We start from the raw sequence: 24,685 nt of genomic DNA on the forward strand, positions 1-24,685 counted from the left end.
GACCTTAACCGCAGGAGGGGCCCGCTGCCCATGGCCGTCCGGACCGCGGACCGGCGAAGGACGCCGGACGGCCGCCAGAACATCCCCTGCCCTCACCTGGAAATCTCCACCTTTCTCACATCTACGCGCGTTGACATCTCGTGTGGCGGCGAGGGATGTTTCCGTGGACAGTTTCCGTAACCAGAGCAAAGGGGCTCGAACCGTTGGCCAGGAAGATCATCCTCGATTGCGACCCGGGTCATGACGACGCGGTCGCCATGCTGCTCGCGCACGGCAATCCCGACATCGAGCTGGTCGCCGTGACCACCGTCGTCGGCAACCAGACCCTGGAGAAGGTGACGCGCAACGCCCTCTCCGTGGCGGCGATCGCCGGAATTACCGGGGTGCCGTTCGCGGCGGGCTGCCCGCGGCCCCTGATCCGTACGATCGAGACCGCACCCGAGATCCACGGCGACACGGGCCTCGACGGACCCGCGCTCCAGGACGCCCGCTTCGAGCTCGACGAGCGGCACGCGGTGGACCTGATCATCGACACGGTGATGGCGCACGAGCCCGGCGAGATCACCATCGTGCCGACCGCGGGCCTCACGAACATCGCGCTCGCTGCCCGCAAGGAGCCCCGCATCGTCGAGCGGGTGCGCGAGGTCGTGCTCATGGGCGGCGGCTACCACGAGGGCAACTGGAGCCCGGTCGCCGAGTTCAACATCGTGATCGACCCCGAGGCCGCGCACATCGTCTTCAACGAGCCGTGGCCGGTCACCATGGTCGGGCTCGACCTCACCCATCAGGCCCTCGCGACCCCCGAGGTCGAGAAGAAGATCGCCGCCGTCGGCACGAAGCCCGCGCGGTTCGTGCTCGAACTGCTCGAGTTCTTCCGCGAGGCCTACCGCGAGAACCAGGGCTTCGAGCACCCGCCCGTGCACGACCCGTGCGCCGTCGCGTACGTCATCGACCCGAGCGTCATGACCGTCCGCAAGGCGCCCGTCGACATCGAGCTGCGCGGCTCCCTCACGCTCGGCATGACCGTCACCGACCTGCGCGCGCCCGCGCCCGACGACTGCCACACCCAGGTCGCCGTCGACCTGGACCACGAGCGGTTCTGGAACCTCGTCGTGGACGCCCTCCAGCGCATCGGCGAGCCCGACGGGAACGGAGCACCCGCAGCATGAGCGTCGCCGCCTCCCCCCACTCCTCGGCCGGCGGTCCCGACTCCGGCCGCCCGGTCCGGATCGGCGCCCTCATGGTCGCGCTGCTCGCGGCCAGCTTCGCCTTCCAGCTCAACGCCTCGATGCTCAGCCCGGCGCTCGCGACGATGGCGGACGAGCTCGACACCACCGCGTCCGCGATCGGTGTCACGCAGACCGCGTTCTTCACGGCCGCCGCGCTGTTCTCCCTCTTCCTGCCGCGCCTCGGCGATCTGATCGGCCGCCGCAAGGTGCTCACCGGGATGATGGTCCTGATGGCCGTCGGGTGTGTGATCTCCGCGCTCGCGACCTCCGTCGGGATGCTCGCCGTGGGGCGTGTCATCCAGGGCGCCTCGGGTCCGACGATCCCGCTCGCCCTGATCATGCTGCGCGTCGAGATTCCCGACCCGAAGCGGTACGGCACGCTCATGGGCGTCGTCACCGCCGTCAACGGCGGCATCGCGGGCGTCGACTCGTTCGCGGGCGGCTCGCTCGCCGAGCACTACGGCTACGCGTCGATCTTCTGGGTCATGACCGCCTTCGCGGCCCTCTCGGCCGTGCTCGTACGCCTCTTCGCCCCGGAGTCCCGCGCGTCCGAGCGGCCGCCCATGGACTGGCCGGGCGTGCTGCTCCTGGTGATCTCCGTCGGCGCGCTCCTCATCGCGTTCAACGAGGCGGGCAAGCTGGCCGCGGCGAACTGGCCGCTGGCGATCGGCCTCCTGGTCGTGGCCGCGCTCGCGTTCTGGGCGTTCTGGCGGATGGAGAACCGCTCCTCGCACCCGCTGGTCACCACGCACCTGCTGAAGCGCCGCGCCACCTGGTCGCTGCTGCTGTCGACGATGCTCACCATGACCGGCGTCTTCGCGATCATGAACGGGCTGCTGCCCGGCTTCGCGCAGGACACCTCGGTGGGCCTCGGCCTCGGCGCCGAGGGCGCGACCTGGTGGACGCTCACCCCGTACGCGCTCGCGGGCCTCGCCATGGGCCCGATCTCGGGGCGGCTCGCGGCGACGTACGGCTACGGCCGCATCCTGCGCACCGGACTGATCGCCACGGCGGTCGCCACGGTCCTGGCGCTGCTGACCCTCCAGACGGACTCGTCGGGCCTCGTCCTCGCGGTGTCGATCCTGCTCGGCATCACCTACGCGGGCATGGCCAACATCATGCTGAACGGCCTCGGCATCGTGCTGTCCCCGCCCGAGAACCCCGGCTTCCTGCCGGGCCTCAACGCGGGCTGCTTCAACCTCGGCGCCGGCCTCAGCTTCGTGATCCTTTACGCGGCGATGGACTCGGTCGCCCCCACAGGCGGCACCTCGGTCGGCGGCTACAGCGCCGGTGTCGTGGCGGGTCTCGTGCTCATCGTGGCGGCCCTGTTCACGTCGCTGCTGATCCCGAAGCCGGTGCACGCGGAAGCGAAGGACTGAGCTTCACGGCCGGGTGCCGTCCGTGAGCAATATCGTGGGCTGGCCGGTGTGTCGGGCGATGGTCTCGAAATCACGGTCGCAGTGCAGCAGGGCGAGCCCGGCCGGCTCGGCCACTGCCGCGACGAGAAGGTCAACGGGTCCGGCGCTGCGGTGTTCGCCGTGGTCGACGAGCAGCTGCTGGACCTCCCGGGCCCGCCGGAAGGTAGAGTCCGGGACCGGCGCCCAGGCGTAGAAACCGTTCAGGTACTGCTGCATCTGCTTGTGGTGTGCGGAAGAACGTGCGGAGCGGAGGATCTCCAGCTCAGTGATCTCGCACATGCCGACGAGGCCGGAGTCCAGCGCTTCCCCCCACCCCCAGGCATCCGCCCCGTCCCGCAGAAAACGTGCCACCGCCGAGGTGTCGGCCAGATACTTCACGCGGCTTGCCCCCGCCCCGGCTCGTCATGGCCGGTGGCGGGGCTGGGGCGGTATGTGGCCTTGTCGGTCAGGGCGTCCAGGTCCAGCGCCTCGACGGCGAGCCGTTCCGCCGCCATGCGCGCCTCGTGGCGTTTGACCCGGTCACTGACCTCGCGCAGGGCGCGATTGACGGTGTCCTTCTTGGTCGTCGTGCCGAACGCGTCCTGCGCCACGGCCAGCGCCTCGTCGTCGATCTCGATCAGCGTCTTGCCCATGCGACACCCCTCTTCGTATATCCAAAATCTAACACGGATACACGCCGCTGGTCAGGCCGCGTCCTGACCTGCCCGAGCGCGCTCGAAGTCCAGCAGGCGGCGCTTGCGGTCGAGGCCGCCGCCGTAGCCGGTGAGGTCGCCGTTCGCACCGATGACGCGGTGGCAGGGAACGATGACGCCGACGGGGTTCTTGCCGTTGGCGAGGCCCACGGCGCGGGAGGCGGCCGGTTTGCCGAGCGCCTCGGCCAGCTCCCCGTACGTACGGGTCTCGCCGTACGGGATCCGCTGGAGCTGCGCCCAGACCGAGCGCTGGAACGGGGTTCCGTGCAGGTCGAGCGGCAGCTCGAATTCCCGCAACTCGCCCTCGAAGTAGGCGTTCAGCTGGTCGATCGCCGGACCGAACGGGCGGTCGTCACGGGTACCGAAGGTCTCCTCCGGCGGGCGGTGGCGCTGGTCCGTCATGTAGAGGCCGGAGAGGGTGCCGTCGGTGGCTACGAGGGTGAGGGCGCCGTAGGGGCTGTCGATGAGGGTGTGGTGCCTGTGCGTGTGCATGGCTTGTTTCCCCTTACGCGGGAAGGAAGTTGATCGGGTGGCTGTCGGTCGCCCACAGGTACTGGGTCGCGTACGCGCGCCAGGGGCGCCACGCCGCCGACCGTGCGGTCAGCGCTGCCGGAGTGTTGGGCAGGCCCAACTCCTGGGCGGCGCGGCGCATTCCGAGGTCGGTGGGCAGGAACGCGTCCGGGTCGCCGAGGGCGCGCATGGCGATCGCCTCGATGGTCCAGGGACCGAAGCCGGGCAGTTCACCGAGCCGGGCGCGGGCCTCTTCCCAGTCGGACTCGGGGCCCAACGTCAGTTCTCCGTCCGCCAGTTGCCGTACGAGAGTGGTGAGGGTCGTGCGGCGGCTGCGGGGCAGCGCGAGCGACTCCGGGTCGAGGGAGGCGAGGTCCTTCGGCGACGGGAAGAGGTGGGTGAGGCCGCCCTCGGGGTCGTCGACCGGTTCACCGTGGGCGAGGACCAGGCGGGCGGCGTGGGTGCGGGCCGCGGCCGTCGAGACCTGCTGGCCGAGGACCGCGCGTACCGCGAACTCGGCCTCGTCGACGGTGCGCGGCACGCGGCGGCCGGGCGCCTTGTCGACCAGTGGCGCCAGGAGCGGATCGGTGCGGAGCTGGTCGTCGACGGCGACCGGGTCCGCGTCCAGGTCCAGCATGCGGCGGCAGCGGCTGATGGCCACGGTGAGGTCACGCTGGTCGGTGAGGATCAGGCGGCAGGCGACGTACGTGGTCGTGGGCGCGCCCGGCGGTGTGAGCGTCGCGATGCCGTGGCCGTGCGGCAGGCGGAGGGTGCGCCGGTAGGAACCGTCGCGCCACTCCTCCACGCCGGGTACGCCTGTCGCGGCGAGGTGGCCGAAGAGGTTGTCGGGGTTGAGGGGTCGGCGGAACGGCAGCCGCAGCGCGAGCACTCCCGGAGTGCTTGCCCGCCCCTGGGGTACGCGCGTCCGCAGCTCCGTCGGCGACAGCGCGTACACCTCGCGGACCGTGTCGTTGAAGGCCCGGATCGAGGCGAAGCCGGACGCGAACGCCACCTCGGAGAGCGGGAGTTCGGTGGTCTCGATCAGCAGGCGTGCCGTCTGGGCCCGCTGCGCGCGGGCCAGGGCGAGCGGGCCCGCGCCCAGCTCGGCGAGGAGCTGCCGCTCGATCTGGCGGGCGCTGTAGCCGAGGCGGCGGGCGAGTCCTGGGACACCCTCGCGGTCCACCACGCCGTCGCCGATGAGGCGCATCGCGCGGGCGGTGAGGTCGGCGCGCCGGTTCCACTCCGGGGAGCCGGGGGTGGTGTCGGGCCTGCACCGCTTGCAGGCCCGGAATCCGGCCTGCTGGCAGGCGGCGGCGCTGGGGTAGAACCGCATGTTGCGCGGCTTGGGCGGCACGACCGGGCAGCCGGGGCGGCAGTAGATGCGGGTGGTCACCACGGCGGTGAAGAAGACTCCGTCGAACCGGGTGTCCTTGGCTTGGACTGCGCGTACGCAACGGTCGGTGTCGGTGTGCATGTCTTCAGCATCGGGCAAGGTGAGCGGAGTGGCTGGCGAGAATGCGACATGTACGTCGGGCGGTCCTACGCCTCGGGGCTCTGCCCCGGACCCCGCGCCTCAATCGCCGGCGGGGCTCCAAAGATCGGGGCTCTGCCCCGGACCCCGCTGCTCAATCGCCGCAGGGGCTTTAATTTGCGCGCAGCCGCCGCCACACCGCCTTCGCGGCGTTGTGGCCCGACATGCCATGGACTCCCGGTCCCGGCGGGGAGGCCGATGAGCAGATGTACACGGCGGGGTGCGGCGTGGTGTACGGGGAGAGGGAGAGCTTGGGGCGCAGCAGGAGCTGGAGACCGCTGGCCGCGCCGGAGGCGATGTCGCCGCCCACATAGTTCGCGTTGCGGACCGCGAGTTCGGGCGGGCCCGCGGTCGCGCGCGCGAGGACGAGGTCCCTGAACCCCGGGGCGAAGCGCTCCAGTTGGCGCTCGATGGCGTCGGTGAGGTCGCCGTCCCAGCCGTTCGGCACGTGCCCGTACGCCCAGAACGTGTGCTTGCCCTCGGGGGCGCGCGTGGGGTCGGCGACGGTCGGCTGCACCGTGATGAGGAACGGCGCCTCGGGGCCGCGGCCCTCGCGCGACGCGGCGTTCAGCGCCCTGCCGATGTCCGAGCGGTACGGGCCGACCTGCACCGTCCCCGCGGTCCTCGCCTCCTTCGCGGTCCACGGCACCGGACCGTCGAGCGCGTAGTCGACCTTGAAGACGCTCGCGCCGTACCGGAAGCGGTCGTAATAGCCGCCGAGTCCGGCGATCCTGGCGAGCGCCTTCGGCGACGTGTCGAAGATGTACGCGCGGGCGGGCGGCAGGTCGTCGAGCCGCTTCACCTCGTAGTCGGTGTGGATCGCGCCGCCGAGGTCCTTGAGGTAGGCGGCGAGCGCGTCGGAGATCGACTGGGAGCCGCCGCGCGCGACGGGCCACCCGCGTGCGTGGGCGGCAAGGGCGAAGACCAGGCCGATCGCGGAGGTCGCGAAGCCGCTGAGCGGCGCGATGACGTGGGCGACGAGGCCCGAGAGCAGGGCGGGCGCCTTCTCGTCGCGGAAGCGGCGCATCAGCCATGTCGACGGCGGCAGGCCGACGAGGCCGAACCGGGCGAGCGTGACCGGGTCGCGGGGCAGCGCGCTGAGCGGCAGCGACATGAAGTCCTTGACCAGCGTGTCCCAGTGCGGCAGCAAGGGTTCGATCAGGCGGCGGTACGCGCCCGCGTCGCGCGGGCCGAACGACGCGGCGGTCTCGGCGACGGACCGGGACAGGATGGCCGCGCTGCCGTCGGGGAACGGGTGCGCCATCGGCAGTTCGTGGTGGACCCAGTCGAGGCCGTAGCGGTCCAGGGGGAGGTCCCTGAACGCCGGGGAGTTGATGCCCAGCGGGTGCGCGGCCGAGCACGGGTCGTGGCGGAAGCCGGGAAGTGTCAGCTCCTCGGTGCGCGCACCGCCGCCCACCGTGCTCTCGGCCTCGAACACGGCAACGGAGAAGCCGCGCCTGGCCAGTTCAACGGCTGCGGTCAGCCCATTCGGCCCCGCACCCACCACGACGGCATCGAGCATCGACGGCACCTTCGGACTCCTTTGTCAGCCGATGGCCACTGCCCGGACAGGATATGCCGGACCACCGACAGCACCGCTCCGCGGGTCACCCCGCACCCGCCCCCACTCATCGAGGCCCTATCAAGCCCCGCCGCCGCTTGAGGCGCGGGGTCCGGGATAGAGCTCCCCCTTTCAAGCCCCGCCGGCGATTGAGGCGCGGGGTCCGGGGCAGAGCCCCGAGTCCGCAACCACGGCGCCGGTCAAGAGACCCCCGGCTCAGGCCGCGAGCAACCCCGCCACCCGCCGCGCGGTACCCGCGTCCCGCGCCGCGGTGAACGGCAGCGCGTTCCCGCCGCGGATGGTGAAGGGGACACCCTCGCGCGTGAGGTGCGCCCCGCCGGCCTCCTCGACCAGGAGTATCCCGGCCGCGTGGTCCCAGGCCAGCTCCCAGCCGAACGCGATCGCGTCCACCGTGCCGCGGGCGATGCCCAGGTACTCCAGGCCCGCGGAACCGCAGGGGCGCGGCGCGACACCGTCCGTCCACAGGCCCAGCAGGGAGCGCTTCTGCTCGTCGGTCGTGAAGTCGGGGTGCGAGGTCGCGACCCGCAGGTCGGTACCGGGCGCCGGGGGTCCGGCGTGCAGCACCTCTCCGTTGAGCCGCGCGCCACGGCCGCGGACCGCCACGGCCATCTCGTCGAGCGCGGGCGCGTACGTCCAGGAGGCGAGCACCACTCCGTCGAGCGCGAGGGCGACGAGGGTGCAGAAGCCGGGGTCGCCGTGCACGAACTGCCGGGTGCCGTCGACCGGGTCGACGATCCACACCGGGGCGCCGCCCTGGATCGCCTCGTACGAGGCCGGGTCCGCCGCGACCGCTTCCTCGCCGACGACGACGGAGCCGGGCAGGAGGGCGGCGAGCTCGCGGGTGAGGTACTCCTCGGCGCGCTTGTCGGCGACCGTCACGAGGTCGTGCGGCGCGCTCTTCTCCTCGATCTCGGCGGCGTCGAGCCGGCGGAAGCGCGGGGTGATCTCGGCGGCCGCGGCGGCGCGGACGATGTCCTCGACGCCGGTCAGGAGCTTGTGGTTGATGTACGTGTGCAGAAATTCGTCCGTGGTCGGAAAGTCTTCGATGCTTTCCGTCTTCGTTTCGATCATGTCTCCATGAGAACACAGCCCACTGACAACGCCCCCACGGCAGGTGAACGCACGGTGACCCCTGGAAAACATCCAGGGGTCACCGGCGAAGGCGCAGGTCAGCGGCCGACCGCGTAGCCCTGCATGCCGCGCGGGTTCGCCGCCGCCGACAGCACGCCGGTGCGCGGGTCCCGGGCGACGGCGCACAGGCGGCCCTCGGACCAGGCGTCGCCGACGGTCACGTCGTGGCCGCGGCGGCGCAGCTCGGCGACGACCTCCGCGTCCATGCGGGACTCGACGGTGACCGAGCCCGGCCGCATGCCGCGCGGGAAGAAGGAGCCGGGGAACGAGTCGTTGTGCCAGTTCGGGGCGTCGATGGCGCCCTGGAGGTCGAGCCCGCCGCGCACCGCCCCGCGCAGCGCCACGGCCAGGAAGAAGTGCACCTGCCACTGGTCCTGCTGGTCGCCGCCGGGGGTGCCGAAGGCGATCACCGGGACGCCGTCCTTCAGGGCGAGGGAAGGCGTGAGCGTCGTGCGGGGGCGCTTGCCGGGCGTGAGCGAGTTCGGCAGGCCCTCCTCCAGCCAGGTCATCTGGAGGCGGGTGCCGAGCGGGAAGCCCAGCTCGGGGACGACCGGGTTGGCCTGCAGCCAGCCGCCGGAGGGCGTGGCGGCGACCATGTTGCCCCAGCGGTCGACGATGTCGATGTGGCAGGTGTCACCGCGGGTGGCGCCGTTCGCGGACACCTCCTCGTCCGAGGACTTCTGCACGGTCGGCTCGCCCGCGCCCGCGACGCCCATGGCGTCGAAGCCCTCCTCGCCGGCGGCGACGGCGTGGGCGTGCGCGCTCAAGCGCGGCTCGGCGCCGAGCGGGCTGCCCGGACGCAGCTCGTGCGAGGCCTTCTCCGGGTCGACGAGGGCGCGCCGCGCGGCGTTGTACTCGTCCGAGAGCAGCGCGTCCACGGGGACACCGGAAGGATCGGCGTCGCCGTACCAGGCCTCACGGTCCGCCATCGCGAGCTTGCAGCCCTCGACGAGCAGGTGGACGTAGTCGGCGGACCCGTAGGCGGGCAGCTCGGGCGGGAGCAGCGCGAGCTGCTGGAGGAAGGCGGGGCCCTGGCTCCAGCCGCCGGCCTTGCACAGCGTCCAGCCGTTCCACTCGTACGTTGCCGGGGCCTCGTAGGACGCCGACCAGCCGGCGAGGTCATCGGCGGTCAGCGTGCCGGTGTGGCGCTCGCCGCTGGTGTCCTTCGTGGGCCGCTGCGACTGGCGGACCAGCGCCTCGGCGATGAAGCCCTCGCGCCACACCTTGCGGGCGGCCTCGATCTGGGCCGCACGGTCGGTGCCGCCGGTCTCCTCGGACTCGGCTATGACGCGCTTCCAGGTGGCGGCGAGCTGCCGGTTGCGCAGCAGCTCACCGGGCTTGGGGGACTTGCCGTCGACGAGGTAGACCTCGGCGGACGAGGGCCACTCCGTCTCGAAGAGCTCGCGCACGGTCTCGACGGTCTCGCCGACGCGCTCCACGGGCGCGTGCCCGTCCTCGGCGTATCCGATGGCGTACTTGAGGACCTCGGCGAGGGTCTTGGTGCCGTGGTCCTTCAGGAGGAGCATCCAGGCGTCGAACGCGCCGGGGACGGCGGCCGCGAGCGGTCCGGTGCCGGGGACGAGGTCCAGGCCGAGGGACTTGTAGTGCGCGACGGTGGCGCCCGCCGGGGCCCCGCCCTGCCCGCACAGCACCCGCACCTCTCCCCCGGTCGGCGCCACGATGATCGGCACCTCGCCTGCGGGTCCGTTCAGGTGCGGCTCCACGACGTGCAGCACGAAGCCCGCGGCGACGGCGGCGTCGTAGGCGTTGCCGCCGTCCTCCAGGACCGCCATCGCGGACTGGGAGGCGAGGTAGTGCGTGGAGGACACCATGCCGAAGGTGCCCTGCAAGGTCGGGCGGGTGGTGAACAACTAAGGCTCCTAGCTGGTGGCGGTGCGGGTGCTGGGGATCGTACGAGACGCTGCCGACAGGGCGGCCGGTGGCGCTGCCGCGTCCGGGGCCGTGCCGTCGTCCGCGATGAGGTGGCAGGAGACCTCCCGGCCGCTTTCAAGCGTGCGCAGGGCCGGGATCTCGGTGCGGCAGCGGTCGACGGCGAGCGGGCAGCGCGTGTGGAAGCGGCAGCCGGCCGGCGGGGCCAGCGGGCTGGGCAACTCGCCGCTGAGGACGATGCGTTCGCGGCTGCGCTGCGTGGCCGGGTCCGGGACGGGCGCGGCCGAGAGCAGCGCCTGCGTGTACGGGTGCTTCGGGTCCGCGAACAGCTCGCGCGTGGGCGCCTGTTCGACGATCTGGCCGAGGTACATGACGGCGATCCGGTCGGCGAGGTACTCGACGGCCGCGAGGTCGTGCGTGATGAACAGGCAGCCGAAGCCGCGGTCGCGTTGCAGGTCGGCGAGGAGGTTGAGGACCGAGGCCTGTACGGAGACGTCGAGCGCGGAGGTCGGCTCGTCGGCGATCAGCAGATCCGGCTCGACGGACAGCGCGCGGGCGATGGAGATGCGCTGGCGCTGGCCGCCGGAGAGTTCGTGCGGGTGCCGGTCGGCGTGCTCGGGGCGCAGCCCCACCTGGTCGAGGAGTTCGGCCGCACGCGCGCGTGCCGCCTCGCCCTTCGCGATGCCGTGCAGCTTGAGCGGTTCGGCGATGATCTGGCCGACGGTCATCCGCGGGTCGAGCGAGGACGACGGGTCCTGGAAGACCAGGTGGAAGTCCTTGCGCAGCGGACGCAGGGCGCGCCGCGACATGGTGGTCACGTCGGTGCCGTTGATGCGCACGGTGCCGCCGGTGGGGTCGTCGAGGCGGACGGCGCAGCGCCCGACGGTCGACTTGCCGCTGCCGGACTCGCCGACGAGGCCGACGACCTCGCCGCGCCCGACGGTCAGGGTGACACCGTCGGCGGCGCGCACGGTCCCGGCGGAGCCCGCGAAGTGCCGTTCCAGATCGACGAGTTCGAGCACCGTGGCGCTCTTCTCAGAGGCCGTGGTGCTCTTCTCAGAGGTCGCAGGACTCATGAAACGGTCTCCTGGAGGGTGTGCGGGTGCCAGCAGGCGGCTCGGTGCGGGGCGTCGGCCCCGGCGTCCGCGGCGACGGCCTTGAGGCCGGGACGGCTCGACGTACAGGTGTCGTCGGCGCGGGCGCAGCGCGGCGCGAACGTGCAGGCTTCGGGCTGGGAGTCGAGGCTCGGCACGAGTCCGGGGATCTCGGGAAGCCGCCGCTTGCCCTCGCCGCCGGGCCGCAGCACGGCGGAGAGCAGCCCGCGCGTGTACGGGTGCTTGGGGTCGGCGAACAGCTCGTCCACCGGCGCCTGTTCGACGGGCCGGCCCGCGTACATGACGAGTACCCGGTCGGCCGTGTCGGCCACCACGCCGAGGTCGTGCGTGATGAGGACGATGGCGGTGCCGAGCCGCTCGCGCAGCGACTGGAGCACCTCCAGGATGCCCGCCTGCACGGTCACGTCGAGCGCGGTCGTCGGCTCGTCGGCGATGAGGACGGCGGGGTCGCAGGCGACAGCGATGGCGATCATGACGCGCTGGCGCATACCGCCGGACAGCTGGTGCGGGTACTCGTCGACGCGCTCGGCAGGGGCGGGGATGCCCACGAGGTCGAGGAGTTCGACGGCACGCGCGCGTGCCTGCTTCTTGTTGAGACCCTGGTGGCGCCGGAGCACCTCGCCGATCTGCCGCCCGATGGTGAGCACCGGGTTCAGGGACGTCATCGGCTCCTGGAAGATCATCGCGATGTCGTTGCCGCGGATCTTCCCGTACGCCTTGTCGTCCGCGCCCGCGAGTTCCTTGTCACCGATCCGTACGGAGCCGGTGATGTGCGCGGTGGGCGGCAGGAGCCCCATGACGGCCATGGAGGTGACGGACTTTCCGCAGCCCGACTCCCCCACCACGGCGAGCACTTCACCGGCGCGCAGGTCGAAGGAGACCTGGTCGACGGCGTGCACGGTGCGGGTGTCGGAGCGGAAGGACACCGACAGGTCCCGGACGCTGAGGACGGGTGCAGTAGAGACCTGGGTGGAAGCCTGGTCGTTCATCGGGTCGCTCCACGGGGGTCGAGGACGTCGCGCAGGCCGTCGCCGAGCAGGTTGAACGCCAGCGTCGCGGCGACGACCGCGAGGCCGGGGAAGACCGCCATCCAGGGCGCGGGCGCGAGGAAGGCCTGGGCGGACGACAGCATCACGCCGAGGGACGGCTCGGGCGGCTGCACGCCGAGGCCGAGGAAGCTGAGCAGGGCCTCGCCGATGATGGCGGTGGGGATGCCCACGGTGGCCTGCACGATCAGCGCGGAGGTGGCGTTGGGCAGGATGTGCCGGAACAGGATGGTGCCGTCGCCGCCTCCGTTGGCGACGGCCGCGGCCACGTAGTCCACGTGCTTGAGGCGGAGCGTCTCGGCGCGGGAGATGCGGATGACGGCCGGGATCTGCGAGATGCCGATCGCGATCGTCGCGTTGGTGAGCGAGGGGCCGAGGACGGCGGCGAGGCCGACGGCCAGGACCAGGAACGGGAAGGCGAGCATCGTGTCGGTGACGCGGGACACGACGCTGTCGGCGACCTTGCCGTAGTACCCGGCGAGCAGTCCGAGCGGGACGCCCACGACGAAGGCGAGCACGACCGCGAGCACACCGACCTGCATGGAGGCTCGGGCCCCGAACACGACGCGGGACAGCTGGTCGCGCCCGAGGTCGTCGGTGCCCAGCCAGTGCGCCCAGCTCGGCGCGGCGAGCACGTCATCGAAGTTGGCGCGCGCGGGGTCGTACGGGGCGACGAGCGGCGCGAACAGCGCGGCGAGCACGAAGATCGCGGCGATGACGGCGCCGGTCATGGCGAGCTTGTTCTTGCGCAGGGCGCGCAGCTTGGCGTTCCCGGCGGCCCGGGTGCGTATTCCTGTGAGAGCCAGCGTGGTCACCGGGCACCTCCGAGCCGGATGCGCGGGTCGATGACCGAGTACGCCACGTCGACCAGCAGATTGATGAAGATGTACGCGAAGGACGTGCACAGCACCACGCCTTGCAGCGTCGCGTAGTCACGCGTGAAGACGGCGTCGATGGTGAGCTTGCCGAAGCCCGGCAGCACGAAAATCTGCTCGGTGACGACCGCGCCGGAGATCAGATGGCCGAGTTGCAGGCCGAGCACGGTGACGACGGTGACGAGCGAGTTGCGCAGCGCGTGTCCGCCGACCACCTCGCGGCGCGAGAGGCCCTTGGCGCGGGCCGTGCGCACGTAGTCCGCGGAGAGCGAGTCGAGCATCGCGGCGCGGGTCTGGCGCATGACGACGGCGGCGAGCCCGGAGCCGAGGACGATCGCGGGCAGCACCATGCGGCGCAGGTTGTCGATCGGGTCGGTGCCGAACGGGACGAAGCCGGAGGCCGCGAAGACCGGTACGGCGATCGCGAAGGCGAGAACGAGGACGATGCCGAGCCAGAACGTCGGCACCGAAAGCCCAAGAAGGGCAAGGGCGTTGGCGATCCACTCGGCGGTCTTGCCGCGCCGCACGGCCGCGACGACACCGGCGCCGACACCCAGCACGATCGCCAACAGCAGGGAAAGTGCGGCCAGTTCGAGGGTGACGGGCAGCGCCTGCGCGATGGCGTCGGAGACCGGGAGCCCGGTCCGGGAGGAGTTGCCCAGGTCGCCCTGGAGCGCGTGCCCGATGAACCGGCCGTACTGGACCACGATGTTGTCGTCGAGCCCGTACGCGGAGCGGATCGCGGCCAGCGCCTTCGGGCTGCGCTCCTCACCGGCGAGCGCGAGCGCCGGGTCGCCGGGCAGCGCACGGATGCCGGCGAACACGACGATCGACACGAGGAACATCGTGATGACGGACTGCCGGATGCGGGTGAGGACGTACCCCGCCATCGGATGCCCGGCGAGCAGCCCGGACTTCTTCAACGGAGCTTTTTTCACTGCTACTTGAGCGGTCGTCACTTGACGTACCCCGCATCCTTGACTCGGACGAGGCCGTCTCCGAAGACGCGCAGGCCCGCGACGTCCTTTCCGGTGACGACGTAGTTCTTCTGGCGGTAGAGGTAGATCAGGGTGTGCTCGGCGTTCACCTTGTGGATCAGTTCGGCGTAGATCTTGTCGCGTGCGGCGGGGTCGGACTCGGTGCGGCCGCGCTTGATCAGCTCGTCGATCTCGGGGTTGCCCAGGCCGTAGGCGTTCATCGCACCCTTGGTCTGGAGGAAGCTCGCGATGTTGCCGTCCGGGTCGAGCCGTCCCGACCAGCCGCTCTGGAAGGCCTGGTACTGGCCGTTGTCGGTCTCCTCGAGCATGGTGGCGTACTCGGTGGGGCGCAGCGTCAGGGCGAAGCCGGCGTCCTTGACCATGGCCTGGATGACCTGGCCGATGCGGCTCCACTCGGGCGTCGTGGGGATCTTCAGCTCCACGTGCACGGCGCCCTTGACGCCCGCCGCCTTCAACAGCCGCTTGGCCTTGGGGACATCGCGCTTCGGGCACTGGGAGGACTTCACGCCGGGCGCGATCGCGGACGCCGGGGACATCGGGCCGCAAGCGGGCTCGTACATGCCCTGGAACGCGACCTTGTTGATGAGGTCGCGGTCGATGGCCAGCTCGAAGGCCTCGCGGACGCGGACGTCCTTCGCCATCGCGGTGTCGACCTTGCCGGGCGCCTGGCCGAGGCCCTTGACGTTGCCGACGTTGATGCCGATGCCCTGGTAGCCCAGCGAGGGCGAGTTGAAGAGCCGCAGCTTGTTGTCGGTGAGCGCGCTCTTCACGTCGACGGGGACCATCTGGTCGCCGACCTGGACGTCACCGGAACGCAGGTTGGCGAGGCGGACGCTGCCGTCGGGGATCGGCTTGTAGATCACCTTGTCCAGGTGGACGTCCTTGGCGTCGTAGTAGTTCGGGTCCTTGGCGACCACGATGCGGTCACCGCCGACGCGCTCCACGAACCGGTAAGGGCCCACGCAGGACGGATGGTTGGTGAAGCTCTTGCCGTACTTCTTCAGTGCGGCCGGCGACATCACCATGCCGGAGCGGTCGGCGAGCACCGCGGTCAGCGGCACGTACGGCTGCTTCAGGGTGAGCTCGACGCCGTACGGGCCCGTGGCCTTCGCCGACTTGAGCGGGGTGAGCTCGGTGGCGCGGGCGGAACCGGCCAGGTCGCGGTGGCGCAGCAGGGAGGTGACGACGGCGTCCGCGTTCAGCTTGGTGCCGTCGCTGAACTTCGCGTCCTTGCGTACGTCGAAGGTGACCGTGCGGCCGTCCTTGGAGACCTTGGGCAGCTCGGTCGCGAGCTGCGGCACGACCTTGCCCTGCTCGTTGACGTCGTAGAGCTTCTCGCACATGCCCGCGAAGACGGTGCGGCCCACGAGGGTCTGGGCGAGGGTCGGGTCGAGCTTGTCGGGGTCGGCGTTGAGGGCGACGGTCAGCGTTCCGCCGTCACGGACGGGACGGCTGTCGGACATCCGCTGCCCGCCCACCTCCGTGGCCGAGGACTGCAGGGAGCCGCAGCCCGACAGGGTGGACATCGCCAGGACAACTGCCGTCAGGGCAACCGCTGTTCGGCGCACGAGGGCGTACCTCCGCCAGGGATGAGGGGTGGGCGATCGATGCACGATCAAGGAATACGGAAGAACGTATTTCGCATACAGTCCGCACACAAGAGGGTTGTCCGGGATCCGGACAACCCTTGATGAAGATTGGATAACCACGACCGGCAAATGGGACGCCCACCCACAGACTGCCCACAGATGTGCTGCTCAGCTCACGTCAGTCCAGCGGAGCGAACTCCTCCCCCTCCACCGCGCACAGCTTCCCGAACCGCTCCCGAAGCTCCACCCGGCGCGCCCGGTCCATGGCGAGATTGACCAACTCGCCCGGATCCTCCTGGAGGTCGTACAGCTCGTGGTCGTTGTCGTCGAAGTCGGCGTCCGGGCCGTAGAGCATCGTCGAGGGCTCCGGCTTCTCTCCCAGGTCGGCGGGGAGTCCACCGCCGACGCCGAAGTAGCGGGCGTACTTGAACCGGCCGTCGAACATGCCGCGCACCGCGTAGCGCGTCCGCTGAATCCGGCGGGTGTGCGTGGCCTCGTGCGCGAACAGCACGTAGTCGCGCACCGACGCCCGCGGATCCCGGAACACGGGCGTGAGGTCCACTCCGCGGAACGAGTCGGGCGCGGGCACTCCCGCGAGCGCGCAGATCGTCGAGGCGAGGTCGACGTGCGAGGCGAGGGAGTCGCTGACCGTGCCGGGACGGGTCGTCCCCGGCGCCTTCACGTAGCAGGGCACGCGCATGATCTCGTCGTAGACGAAGGGCCCCTTGGAGCGCAGGCCGTGGCCGCCGCACATGTCGCCGTGGTCGGACGTGAAGACGACGATCGTGTCGTCCCAGCCACCGGACTCCTCCAGGGCCCCGAGGACCTTCCCCAGGGACTCGTCGGCGAGGCGGTGCAGTTGGGCGTAGTAGTCGAGCTGGCGCAGCCACGCACCCTTGTCCGCCGGGTCGATGCGGCCGTAGAGACTGTGCTGCTGGTCGTGGCGCCACTGCCGCTGGGTGTCCGGCTTGGTGTACAGATCGTCGTCGAAGTTGCCGGGCAGTTCGCTGAACACCTCGTCGTACGGCCGCTCGTAGGGCGGGATCGCCTGGCCGCCGCCCCAGTCACCGTCGAGGAACTGGCGGATGAACTCCATCGTCCGGGGATGCGCGCGCTGGTATTCGGGCTGGTCGATCGGGTACCACATCACGTCGTGCGGGTTGACGAGCGCGACGGTGAGGAACCAGGGATCGGGTGCGTCCGCGTTCCGGCGCAGCCAGTGCGCCGCGTTGTTCGCGATGACCGGGTCGAAGTGCACGCCGGTGCCCGCGAGGCCCATGAAGTGGTGGTCGTTGCCGTCCCAGTCCCCGTAGCCGTACGCCTCCATGTCGGGCCGCGCCGAGCGGGACAGATGCCATTTGCCGATGTACGAGGACCGGTAGCCGGCCCCCCGCAGCGCGCCGCCGATGGTGGGGGTCGCTGGGTCGAGCTCCGGCTGCCAGGGGAAGATGACGTTCTCGGCGACCTGGTGCTGGGTGACGTACTGGCCCGTCATCATCGTGGCCCGCGAGGGTGAGCAGGGCGAGGAGTGCGTCCAGTAGTTGGTCAACTCCATGCCTTCGGCGAGCAGCCGCTCGCGCCACGGAAGTTCGACCGTGGCGGGGAGCCAGTCCCGCTGGCGCTCCTGGTCGGAGACGACGAGGAGGATGTTGGGGCGCTTGCCGTTCGCACCGTGCGTCATGTCAACCGTCCTTCTCCGTTGGGGAGTTGGGATCTCGGGAGCGCGGCGCCCGCCGGCCGCAGGACGTACGTGGCGGTGCCGCGGCCTTCAAGTCGGGACGTGGCGGTCACGCTGACGTCTTAACGCGCTTGCGTTAAACAAGCAAGACAACCGACACTCTCCGCCATGGGCACCACGAACGGAACACGACGCCGCCTCATCGACGTGGCGGAGCGCCTCTTCGCCGAACAGGGCATCCACGCCACGTCGCTTCGGGAGATCGCCGCGGCGGCCGGCCAGCGCAACACCTCCGCGGTCGCCTATCACTTCGGCACGAAACGGGGCCTGGTCGACGCGATCTACGAGGACCGGCTCACCGCCACCACGGCGCGCCGGCTGGAGCTACTGGAGGCGATCGACGCACAGGGCCGCGGCAAGGAACTCCGGGCACTCACGGGGGTGTTGGTTCGCCCCATGGTCGAGCGCCTCGAGGATCCCGAGCGGCCCAGCCGATTCCTGCGGTTCGTCGTCAACGCCATGTACGTGGAGGGCATCGCGCCGAACGATCTCAGGGCCCATCCGTGGACGCGTGGCCTGCTGCGGCTGCACTCCCGGATCACGCACTGCATGCCCGAACTCCCGGACCGCGTACGGGAGAACCGGTGGGACTTCTTCATCGGACTGCTGCTGCACACACTCGCGCAACGGGAGCGCCTGCTGGAGGCCGGTACCGACCCCGGCGATCAGCGCCTGCTCGCGGCCGACCTGATCGACGCGGGCGTGGCGGTGCTCACGGCCGAGGTGTCGGACACCCCGTGGTGAGCGGAGGCGCGGTCAGCTGTCCACCCACCCGTGCTTGCGCCCGCTCTGCACCAACTCCCGGCGGATCGCCAGGATCTGCTCACCCGTCAGGGAGGGCGCCGAGCGCAGCAGCAGCTCCGTGACCTCGTTCGTGAACTCGTCGACGCGCAGCACATCGCAGAGCACGTCGTCGCCCTCGGCCGCGTGCCGGCCGGGCGCGGGAGCCGAGGTCCCCTCCGCGAGCTGCACCGACGAGGCCTTGGGCCCGCGGTCGCCGTCCTCGATGTCGAAGGAGACCTTGAGGCCCGTGCGGATGTACGACTCGGGGATCAGGAGGTCGTTCACATGCAGGAAGACGTCCTCGCCGCCGTCGTCCGGCGCGATGAATCCATAACCACGCGCTCCGTCGAAGCGCACCACACGACCAGCTACCACGCCGACCCCCAACCACCTCGGCGAACCCAGTGTTCGCGGCCTCCAACAACGTGAGCGGATCCTACCGGTCCGCCCCGGCAAACCCACGGACCCTCCGCCGCGACGCCCCAGCGTGATGTCACAGTGACGGAAGTGGCGGTATCCGCACACAGCAACTCATGTGAGACTGGCCGTCCCCCGCCCGCCCTGACGTAAGGGACGTACGCCGTGGGTTCTCTCCCGCTCCCGGTCACCCTGACCGCACGCCTGCTGCCCGTCGCCGTGCTCGCCTGCGCGGGCTGGGCCTATTCGGGGCCCATGGCGGAGCAGTCCGCGAGCAAGGACTCCGAGTCGGCGCCGCAGTCCTCCTCGGCGCCCGACGAGCCCGGCAAGGCCGTGGCCTCGAAGACCTTCGCGAAGCCGCCGGCCCCGTGTGAGTCGCTGCCCAAATCGACCGTCACGTCCCTCGTGCCCGACGCCAAGACGGCGGGCAAGGAGCTGTCGGCCACCGACGAGTCGGTCCGTCGCGGCTGCTCGTGGAGCGCCCTGAAGGGGTACGACTACCGCTGGCTCGATGTCTCCTTCGAGGTGAAGGACTCCGACGACCTGGCGAAGAAGGTGTTCGCGAACGGCGACGGCGAGAAGCGGACCAGCCCGCTCAAGGGCCTCGGGGACGAGGCGCGCGTGACGAGCTCGCTCACGACGAAGGACAAGCAGGACACCCGCGAGTCCGTCGTGACGGTCCGCGCGGGGAACCTGCTGCTGACCGTCACCTACAACGGCAGCGACTTCGGGTCGAAGGGCGCGCCGTCGAACGACACCGTGATCAGAGGCGCCCGCAAGGCCGCCGGGGACGCGGCGGCCTCGCTCGGCTCCGTCAAGGACTCCTCCGGAAAGGCCTCCTGAGTCAGCTCTGGTTCAGCCGGCCCTGGCTCGGTCAGCCTTGGCTCGGCGGCCAGTTCTTGAACCGCTTCGGGCGCGGCGGCGCGTACGTGCGCACCTTCGACGTGCTCAGGCCCATCCGTACGAGCGATTCGGCCACGGTCACGGCGGCGGCGACACCGTCGACGACGGGGACGCCCGTGCGCGCCTTGACCTCGTCCACGAGGCCCGCCATGCCGCCGCAGCCCAGGCAGATCACCTCCGCCCGGTCGTCCTCCACGGCCCGCGCGGACTGCTCGACGATGGCCTTGACGGCGGCGTCCGGATCGCGTTCGAGGTCGAGCACGGCGAGGCCACTGGCGCGTACGGAGGCGAGGCGGTCGGTGAGCCCGGCCAGCTTGAGGCGGTCCTCGATGAGCGGCACGGCCCGGTCGAGCGTCGTGACCACGGAGTACTTGTGGCCGAGGTACATCGCCGTACTGGCCGCGGCCTCCGTGATGTCGACGACCGGGACGTCGAGGAGTTCCTGGAGGCCCTCGCGGCCGTGCTCGCCGTAGCCCGCCTGCACGACGGCGTCGAAGGGCTCCGGGTAGGCGCGGACCGTCTCCATGACGGCGATCGCGGCCAGGTAGCTCTCGTAGTTGCCCTCGCAGGAGTCGGGGCCGAACGCCGGGGTGAGCGGCACGATCTCGGTGCCCGGCGAGGCCACGGCCCTGGCCTGCGCACCGATGCTCTCGGTCATGTCCTCGGTGGTGTTGACGTTGCAGACGAGAATGCGCATGGCGGGGTCACAGCTTTCTTGAGTTCTTACAGGTGGTGCGGGGAGGGTCAGGCGGCGGGCACCGCGATCTCCTCGCCGTCCACGTCGTTCGCGGTGCGGCTGCGGTCCGCGAGGGCGACGTAGAGCAGCGCGGCGAGTCCGGCGCCGATGAACCAGGAGAACCCGGAGAGCGACTTGAACGCGGGTACGAGGGCGATCACGACCGCGACGGCGGCGGACGGGGCGAACGCGCCGACGGCCCGCAGGTGGAACCCGGACCGGTAGTGGTAGTCGCCGTCGGCGGCGTCGGTGTAGAGGTCGGGGACGTTGACCCGCGTCTTGCGGACGAGCCAGTAGTCGGCCATGACGACACCGAAGGCGGGGCCGAGCAGCGCGCCGAGTCCGCCGAGGAAGTAGTTCACGACGGTCGGGCTGTTGTAGAGGTTCCAGGGCAGGATGACGAGCCCGATGACGGCGCTGACGATGCCGGCCCTGCGGAAGTTCAGCTTGCGCGGGAACAGGTTGACCAGTGTGTAGACGGGCGCGACGAAGTTCGCGAGCAGATTGACCGCGATGGTCAGGACGATGAACGCCAAGGAGGCGAGGACCATCAGCGGCGTGCTCGGGATGGTCGCGACGATGTCCTCGGGGCCGGAGATGACCGCACCGTTGATCTTGAACTGGCCGCCGGAGAGCACGACGACGATGCCGGCGAAGAAGAGCATGTTGAGCGGGATGCCGACCAGGTTGCCCGCGACGATGGCGCGGCGGCTCTTCGCGGAGCGGGTGAAGTCGCAGAAGTTCAGGACGAACGTGCCGTAGATGACGACCCACAGCGCGGCGGACTCGAGGATCTGCCGCCAGGCGTCGAGCCCGGTGGGCGCGGAACCCGTGGAGACCGCGATGGACATGTCCGCCTTGACGAAGATCCAGGCGGCGAGCGCGCACATCGTGATGAGGATGGTGGGCGCCGCGAAGGCCATGTACTTGCGGATGAGTTCCATGCCGTAACTGACGATCACGACCTGGACGACCCAGAGGACCAGGAAGGTGATCCAGCCGAGGGTGGACAGACCCAGGATCGAGTTGTGGTCGAGCGAGGCGGCGCCGGGCGCCAGCTTCTTGACCACGGCGCCGAGCACGACGGCGGCGAGATACGTCTGGATGCCGAACCAGGCGATGGCGACGGCCCCGCGCACGGCGGCGGGGATCTGCGCCCCGCGAATGCCGAAGGCGATCCGGCTCATCACGGGGAACGGCACGCCGGTCTTCTGGCCCATGTAGCCGGAGAGCGTGAGGAGTCCGAAGAGCAGCACGGAGGCGACGGCGAAGGCGATCAGGATCTGCCAGACGCTGAGCCCGAGCGCGAACAGGCCGACGGCGAAGGCGTAGTTGCCCAGGCTGTGCACGTCGTTGCCCCACAGCGTGAAGACGTTGTACGCGCCCCAGCGGCGCCCCTCCTTCTTGGTGGGGGCCAGATCGGGACTGTAGAGACCTGGACTGGTGCGAGCGGGTCCGTCGACACCGGCGGTGGGGGTCTGTTCGTGCACGGCAGCCATGACGCGCTCCTGGAGGTCCACAATTTCCGCGATGAGGAATCTCGTTTCCTCTTGGCGGGAAGACGCTACGGGCCGGTTTTGCGGTAATCAAGAGGTGTACGCGAAGAAAACACCGATTCCTCACGGATGAACTGACCGCCCGATTCGGGCATTTGGCGAGCCGCGAACGCGTCGGACCCGCACCACCAGTTTGGTATACCAAACCTGATGAAGTGCGGGTCCGTCAATGAGCCAGGTCACAGAAGTTGAGTTGGATCAGTCCCGTCGCTGCCCCACCATCAACACCACGTACAGCACGAGCGACGCCGCGAGGCCCACGGCCCAGCCGTAGTCGGCCAGCGGTTTGAGGAAGGGGATGAGGCCGTCCACGGGGAACGGTCCCGCCTTCTCGCCCTTCGCGTTCAGCGTCGAGTACGAGCCGCCGACGGCCAGCACGCCGCCGACCGTGAAGGCGAGGACGGCGCGCCAGTTCCAGCCGCCGCGGTACCAGTAACGCCCGTCCCTCACATACAGATCCGCGAGGTGCAGCACCGTGCGCCGCACGATCCAGTAGTCGGCGATCAGGATGCCGGCGACCGTGCCGAGCAGCCCGCCGACCACGCCGAGCCACGTGAAGATGTACAACTCGGGCGTCGACGTCAGCTTCCACGGCATGACCAGCACGCCCACCACACCCGTGATGATCGCGCCCGTACGGAAGCTGATGAGCTTCGGCGCCAGGTTCGCCAGGTCGTACGCGGGCGAGACCACGTTGGCCGCGACGTTCACCGAGATCGTCGCCACGAACACCGTGATCAGCGCGAAGAGCAGCCCGAACACGCTGTCCGTCTTGGCGGCCAGCGCCACCGGGTCCCAGATGGGCACCCCGTACACCTTCTCCGAACCGGCCGTCACCAGGACCGACATCAGCGCGAAGAGCGTCATGGTCGTCGGCAGCCCGAGAGTCTGTCCCCAGACCTGCGCCCGCTGCCCCTTCCCGTAGCGCGTGAAGTCCGGGATGTTCAGCGACAGCGTGGACCAGAAGCCGATCATGCCCATCAGGCCGGGGAAGAAGACCTTCCAGAAGTCCGGGCCCCAGCCGACCTTCGACGGCTCGTCAAGCAGCGGGCCGAAGCCGCCCGCCTTGTTCGCGATCCACACCAGCAGCACCACCGCGCCGACGAGCACGAAGGGTGCCGCCCAGTTCTCGAAGCGGCGCAGCGTCTCCATACCCCGGTAGATGATGGCGAGTTCGAGGATCCAGAAGAGGAAGAAGCAGAGCCAGAGGGTCCACGGATAGCCGCCGACCTCGGCCGCTCCCGTCCATCCTCCGAAGATCTTCCCGAGGAGGACGAAGATGCCCTGGCCGCCGATCCACGTCTGGATGCCGAACCAGCAGCAGGCCACCGCCGCCCGCACCAGCGCGGGCAGGTTGGCACCGCGGACACCGAAGCCGGCCCGCGCGAGGACCGGGAAGGGGATGCCGTACTTGGGTCCCGCGTGCCCGGTCAGCAGCATGGGGAGCAGGACGATGACGTTCGCGAGGGCGATCGTGAGGACCGCCTGCTTCCAGTCCATGCCCAGGGCGACGAGCCCGGACGCGAGCGTCCACGACGGGATGCAGTGCGCCATCCCGATCCACAGGGCCACGAAGTTGTACGTGGTCCAGCGGCGGTCGGCGAGCGGGACAGGGCGCAGATCCTCGTTGGCGTAGCGGCTGCCGGCCGGATAGGCGTCGGCGGCGAGCTCCACCGCGGGCAGGGGCGCTCTCGGGGCGGTGTCGGTCATGGGCAGTCCGTTCTGCGGAGGGAGACTCTGCGGAGGGAGACGGGAACAGCGGCCGTGCGGGTGCGGTGCCGTCAACTGCCTTGTTTGGTACGGGTTTTGCGCCGAACCTCAGATGTTGATCGCGGGGATCACGTCCCTGCCGTACGCGTCGATCACCGCCTCCTTCGCGTCGTGCATGTCGTACACGGCGAACTGGTCGACGCCCAACTCCCGTAGCGCCCGCAGCTTTTCGACGTGCGCGGCGGGTGGGCCGAGCAGACAGAAACGGTCCACGATCTCGTCGGGCACGAACGCCGTGTCCGGATTTCCCGAGCGGCCGTGGTGCGCGTAGTCGTACCCCTCGCGGGCCTTGATGTACTCCGTCAACGCGTCGGGGACCATGCCGGAGTGCGCGCCGTACTTGGCCACCAGGTCGGCCACGTGGTTGCCGACCATGCCGCCGAACCAGCGGCACTGCTCGCGCGCGTGGGCGAGTGCCTCGGGCGAGTCGTCGGCCGTGACGTAGGCGGGCGCGGCGACGCAGATCTTCACCGCGGAGGGGTCGCGGCCCGCCGCCCGCGCCGCGTCCCGCACCGCCTTCACCATCCACTCGGTGAGGAACGGGTCGGCGAGCTGGAGGATGAACCCGTCGGCCTCCTCGCCGGCCATCTTGAGCGCCTTGGGCCCGTACGCCGCCATCCAGACGGGGAGTTCGGCGCCCTCGCGCACCCAGGGGAGGCGGACGAGGGAGCCGCCGCCGAGGTCGGCCTCCTCGCCCCGCCCCAGCGCGCGGATCACCTTCATCGCGTCACTGATCCGCGCGAGGGTGTTCGGCTTGCGCCCGGCGACCCGCATCGCGGAGTCGCCGCGCCCGATGCCGCACACGGTGCGGTTGCCGTACATGTCGTTGAGCGTCGCGAAGGTCGAGGCGGTCACCTCCCACGTGCGCGTACCCGGGTTGGTGACCATCGGACCGACCGTCAGCCGCTCGGTCTCCGCGAGGATCCGGCTGTAGATGACGAACGGCTCCTGCCACAGCACACACGAGTCGAACGTCCACCCGTACGTGAAGCCGGAGCGCTCCGCGCGTTTCATCAGGTCCACGACCGCGGACGCCGGCGGGTCGGTCTGGAGGACGAGTCCAAAGTCCATGGGGAGCCCCTCGTTTGGAAGGGACAATCGTGGACCTCTCGTGGGGGCTTGGCAAGAGGTGCTCTACGCGCGTCCAGCATCTGTCACCGGTGCGCCGCAGCGCCG

The 24,685-nt window shown here is 70.4% G+C and carries 22 protein-coding genes; 4 read left to right on the plus strand and 18 right to left on the minus strand.

Features of this window, described 5'->3' with window-relative positions; genetic code table 11:
* Positions 1-203 precede the first annotated feature (203 nt).
* Positions 204-1,169: a nucleoside hydrolase gene (locus ACIRHA_RS11750; RefSeq protein WP_403843264.1), complete on the plus strand. Its 966-nt coding sequence runs from the start codon at positions 204-206 to the stop codon at positions 1,167-1,169.
* A complete protein-coding gene (locus tag ACIRHA_RS11755) occupies positions 1,166-2,608 on the plus strand; it encodes an MFS transporter (protein ID WP_403843267.1) in 1,443 nt (480 codons plus the stop codon). The genes ACIRHA_RS11750 and ACIRHA_RS11755 overlap by 4 nt, the downstream gene beginning before the upstream one ends.
* A 3-nt stretch (positions 2,609-2,611) precedes the next feature.
* Here ACIRHA_RS11755 and ACIRHA_RS11760 read toward each other — a convergent pair whose 3' ends face one another.
* The 13 genes from ACIRHA_RS11760 to ACIRHA_RS11820 form a co-directional block, all read right to left on the minus strand.
* Positions 2,612-3,025, minus strand: a complete 414-nt coding sequence (locus tag ACIRHA_RS11760) for a PIN domain nuclease (RefSeq protein ID WP_403843270.1) — start codon at positions 3,023-3,025, stop codon at positions 2,612-2,614.
* Positions 3,022-3,279, minus strand: a complete 258-nt coding sequence (locus ACIRHA_RS11765) for a type II toxin-antitoxin system VapB family antitoxin (protein ID WP_403843273.1) — start codon at positions 3,277-3,279, stop codon at positions 3,022-3,024. The genes ACIRHA_RS11760 and ACIRHA_RS11765 overlap by 4 nt, the downstream gene beginning before the upstream one ends.
* A 51-nt stretch (positions 3,280-3,330) precedes the next feature.
* Positions 3,331-3,831: a methylated-DNA--[protein]-cysteine S-methyltransferase gene (locus ACIRHA_RS11770; RefSeq protein ID WP_403843276.1), complete on the minus strand. Its 501-nt coding sequence runs from the start codon at positions 3,829-3,831 to the stop codon at positions 3,331-3,333.
* Positions 3,832-3,844: 13 nt separating this feature from the next.
* Positions 3,845-5,323: an AlkA N-terminal domain-containing protein gene (locus ACIRHA_RS11775; RefSeq protein ID WP_403843279.1), complete on the minus strand. Its 1,479-nt coding sequence runs from the start codon at positions 5,321-5,323 to the stop codon at positions 3,845-3,847.
* 169 nt (positions 5,324-5,492) lie between these two features.
* Entirely contained in the window at positions 5,493-6,902 is a 1,410-nt protein-coding gene (locus ACIRHA_RS11780; RefSeq protein ID WP_403844449.1) for a phytoene desaturase family protein, read from the minus strand.
* A gap of 255 nt (positions 6,903-7,157) precedes the next feature.
* Positions 7,158-8,033 (minus strand): inositol monophosphatase family protein, encoded by an 876-nt coding sequence (locus ACIRHA_RS11785; RefSeq protein ID WP_403843281.1) that lies wholly within the window; start codon positions 8,031-8,033, stop codon positions 7,158-7,160.
* 98 nt (positions 8,034-8,131) lie between these two features.
* Positions 8,132-9,964: a gamma-glutamyltransferase family protein gene (locus ACIRHA_RS11790; RefSeq protein WP_403843283.1), complete on the minus strand. Its 1,833-nt coding sequence runs from the start codon at positions 9,962-9,964 to the stop codon at positions 8,132-8,134.
* Between the two features lie 9 nt (positions 9,965-9,973).
* Complete coding sequence (locus ACIRHA_RS11795; RefSeq protein ID WP_403843286.1) at positions 9,974-11,059, minus strand: ABC transporter ATP-binding protein; 1,086 nt, start codon at positions 11,057-11,059, stop codon at positions 9,974-9,976.
* Positions 11,056-12,087, minus strand: coding sequence for an ABC transporter ATP-binding protein (locus ACIRHA_RS11800; RefSeq protein ID WP_403843288.1), 1,032 nt, complete (start codon positions 12,085-12,087; stop codon positions 11,056-11,058). The genes ACIRHA_RS11795 and ACIRHA_RS11800 overlap by 4 nt, the downstream gene beginning before the upstream one ends.
* Positions 12,084-12,950 carry an ABC transporter permease gene (locus tag ACIRHA_RS11805; RefSeq protein ID WP_403844451.1) on the minus strand — a complete coding sequence of 289 codons (867 nt, stop codon included), beginning with the start codon at positions 12,948-12,950 and terminating at the stop codon, positions 12,084-12,086. Before ACIRHA_RS11805 ends, ACIRHA_RS11800 begins: the two co-directional genes overlap by 4 nt.
* A 5-nt stretch (positions 12,951-12,955) precedes the next feature.
* Positions 12,956-13,909 carry an ABC transporter permease gene (locus ACIRHA_RS11810; RefSeq protein WP_403844453.1) on the minus strand — a complete coding sequence of 318 codons (954 nt, stop codon included), beginning with the start codon at positions 13,907-13,909 and terminating at the stop codon, positions 12,956-12,958.
* Between the two features lie 65 nt (positions 13,910-13,974).
* Positions 13,975-15,585 carry an ABC transporter substrate-binding protein gene (locus ACIRHA_RS11815; protein ID WP_403843290.1) on the minus strand — a complete coding sequence of 537 codons (1,611 nt, stop codon included), beginning with the start codon at positions 15,583-15,585 and terminating at the stop codon, positions 13,975-13,977.
* Between the two features lie 199 nt (positions 15,586-15,784).
* Entirely contained in the window at positions 15,785-17,287 is a 1,503-nt protein-coding gene (locus tag ACIRHA_RS11820; protein ID WP_403843293.1) for a sulfatase-like hydrolase/transferase, read from the minus strand.
* 165 nt (positions 17,288-17,452) lie between these two features.
* On the opposite strand from ACIRHA_RS11820, the gene ACIRHA_RS11825 reads away from it, so the two are divergent.
* On the plus strand, positions 17,453-18,088 hold the full coding sequence (locus ACIRHA_RS11825) for a TetR family transcriptional regulator (protein ID WP_403843295.1): 636 nt from the start codon (positions 17,453-17,455) through the stop codon (positions 18,086-18,088).
* 12 nt (positions 18,089-18,100) lie between these two features.
* On the opposite strand, the gene ACIRHA_RS11830 is transcribed toward ACIRHA_RS11825, so the two are convergent.
* Positions 18,101-18,502 (minus strand): cold-shock protein, encoded by a 402-nt coding sequence (locus ACIRHA_RS11830; protein ID WP_403843298.1) that lies wholly within the window; start codon positions 18,500-18,502, stop codon positions 18,101-18,103.
* Between the two features lie 207 nt (positions 18,503-18,709).
* On the opposite strand from ACIRHA_RS11830, the gene ACIRHA_RS11835 reads away from it, so the two are divergent.
* A complete protein-coding gene (locus ACIRHA_RS11835; protein ID WP_403843301.1) occupies positions 18,710-19,387 on the plus strand; it encodes a hypothetical protein in 678 nt (225 codons plus the stop codon).
* A 31-nt stretch (positions 19,388-19,418) separates the two neighbouring features.
* Here the strand turns inward: ACIRHA_RS11835 and ACIRHA_RS11840 are convergent, their stop codons facing one another.
* The 4 genes from ACIRHA_RS11840 to ACIRHA_RS11855 all read right to left on the minus strand — a co-directional run bounded on the left by ACIRHA_RS11840 (position 19,419) and on the right by ACIRHA_RS11855 (position 24,580).
* Positions 19,419-20,144, minus strand: coding sequence for an aspartate/glutamate racemase family protein (locus ACIRHA_RS11840; RefSeq protein ID WP_403843304.1), 726 nt, complete (start codon positions 20,142-20,144; stop codon positions 19,419-19,421).
* A 47-nt stretch (positions 20,145-20,191) separates the two neighbouring features.
* A complete protein-coding gene (locus ACIRHA_RS11845) occupies positions 20,192-21,682 on the minus strand; it encodes an NCS1 family nucleobase:cation symporter-1 (RefSeq protein ID WP_403843307.1) in 1,491 nt (496 codons plus the stop codon).
* Between the two features lie 255 nt (positions 21,683-21,937).
* Positions 21,938-23,449 carry an NCS1 family nucleobase:cation symporter-1 gene (locus ACIRHA_RS11850; RefSeq protein WP_403843309.1) on the minus strand — a complete coding sequence of 504 codons (1,512 nt, stop codon included), beginning with the start codon at positions 23,447-23,449 and terminating at the stop codon, positions 21,938-21,940.
* Between the two features lie 108 nt (positions 23,450-23,557).
* A complete protein-coding gene (locus ACIRHA_RS11855) occupies positions 23,558-24,580 on the minus strand; it encodes a TIGR03842 family LLM class F420-dependent oxidoreductase (protein ID WP_403843311.1) in 1,023 nt (340 codons plus the stop codon).
* Positions 24,581-24,685: the final 105 nt, after the last annotated feature.

This window comes from Streptomyces sp. NPDC102360 (assembly GCF_044766085.1).
Taxonomy (GTDB): domain Bacteria; phylum Actinomycetota; class Actinomycetes; order Streptomycetales; family Streptomycetaceae; genus Streptomyces.

Excerpts from the sequence above, each read along its gene's own strand:
- ACIRHA_RS11780 (WP_403844449.1), bottom strand. The coding sequence starts at position 6,902 with ATGCTCGATGCCGTCGTGGTGGGTGCGGGGCCGAATGGGCTGACCGCA.
- ACIRHA_RS11840 (WP_403843304.1), bottom strand. The coding sequence starts at position 20,144 with ATGCGCATTCTCGTCTGCAACGTCAACACCACCGAGGACATGACCGAG.
- ACIRHA_RS11810 (WP_403844453.1), bottom strand. The coding sequence starts at position 13,909 with ATGGCGGGGTACGTCCTCACCCGCATCCGGCAGTCCGTCATCACGATG.
- ACIRHA_RS11755 (WP_403843267.1), top strand. The coding sequence starts at position 1,166 with ATGAGCGTCGCCGCCTCCCCCCACTCCTCGGCCGGCGGTCCCGACTCC.
- ACIRHA_RS11825 (WP_403843295.1), top strand. The coding sequence starts at position 17,453 with ATGGGCACCACGAACGGAACACGACGCCGCCTCATCGACGTGGCGGAG.
- ACIRHA_RS11850 (WP_403843309.1), bottom strand. The coding sequence starts at position 23,449 with ATGACCGACACCGCCCCGAGAGCGCCCCTGCCCGCGGTGGAGCTCGCC.
- ACIRHA_RS11855 (WP_403843311.1), bottom strand. The coding sequence starts at position 24,580 with ATGGACTTTGGACTCGTCCTCCAGACCGACCCGCCGGCGTCCGCGGTC.
- ACIRHA_RS11785 (WP_403843281.1), bottom strand. The coding sequence starts at position 8,033 with ATGATCGAAACGAAGACGGAAAGCATCGAAGACTTTCCGACCACGGAC.
- ACIRHA_RS11800 (WP_403843288.1), bottom strand. The coding sequence starts at position 12,087 with ATGAACGACCAGGCTTCCACCCAGGTCTCTACTGCACCCGTCCTCAGC.
- ACIRHA_RS11765 (WP_403843273.1), bottom strand. The coding sequence starts at position 3,279 with ATGGGCAAGACGCTGATCGAGATCGACGACGAGGCGCTGGCCGTGGCG.
- ACIRHA_RS11795 (WP_403843286.1), bottom strand. The coding sequence starts at position 11,059 with ATGAGTCCTGCGACCTCTGAGAAGAGCACCACGGCCTCTGAGAAGAGC.
- ACIRHA_RS11845 (WP_403843307.1), bottom strand. The coding sequence starts at position 21,682 with ATGGCTGCCGTGCACGAACAGACCCCCACCGCCGGTGTCGACGGACCC.
- ACIRHA_RS11820 (WP_403843293.1), bottom strand. The coding sequence starts at position 17,287 with ATGACGCACGGTGCGAACGGCAAGCGCCCCAACATCCTCCTCGTCGTC.
- ACIRHA_RS11770 (WP_403843276.1), bottom strand. The coding sequence starts at position 3,831 with ATGCACACGCACAGGCACCACACCCTCATCGACAGCCCCTACGGCGCC.
- ACIRHA_RS11775 (WP_403843279.1), bottom strand. The coding sequence starts at position 5,323 with ATGCACACCGACACCGACCGTTGCGTACGCGCAGTCCAAGCCAAGGAC.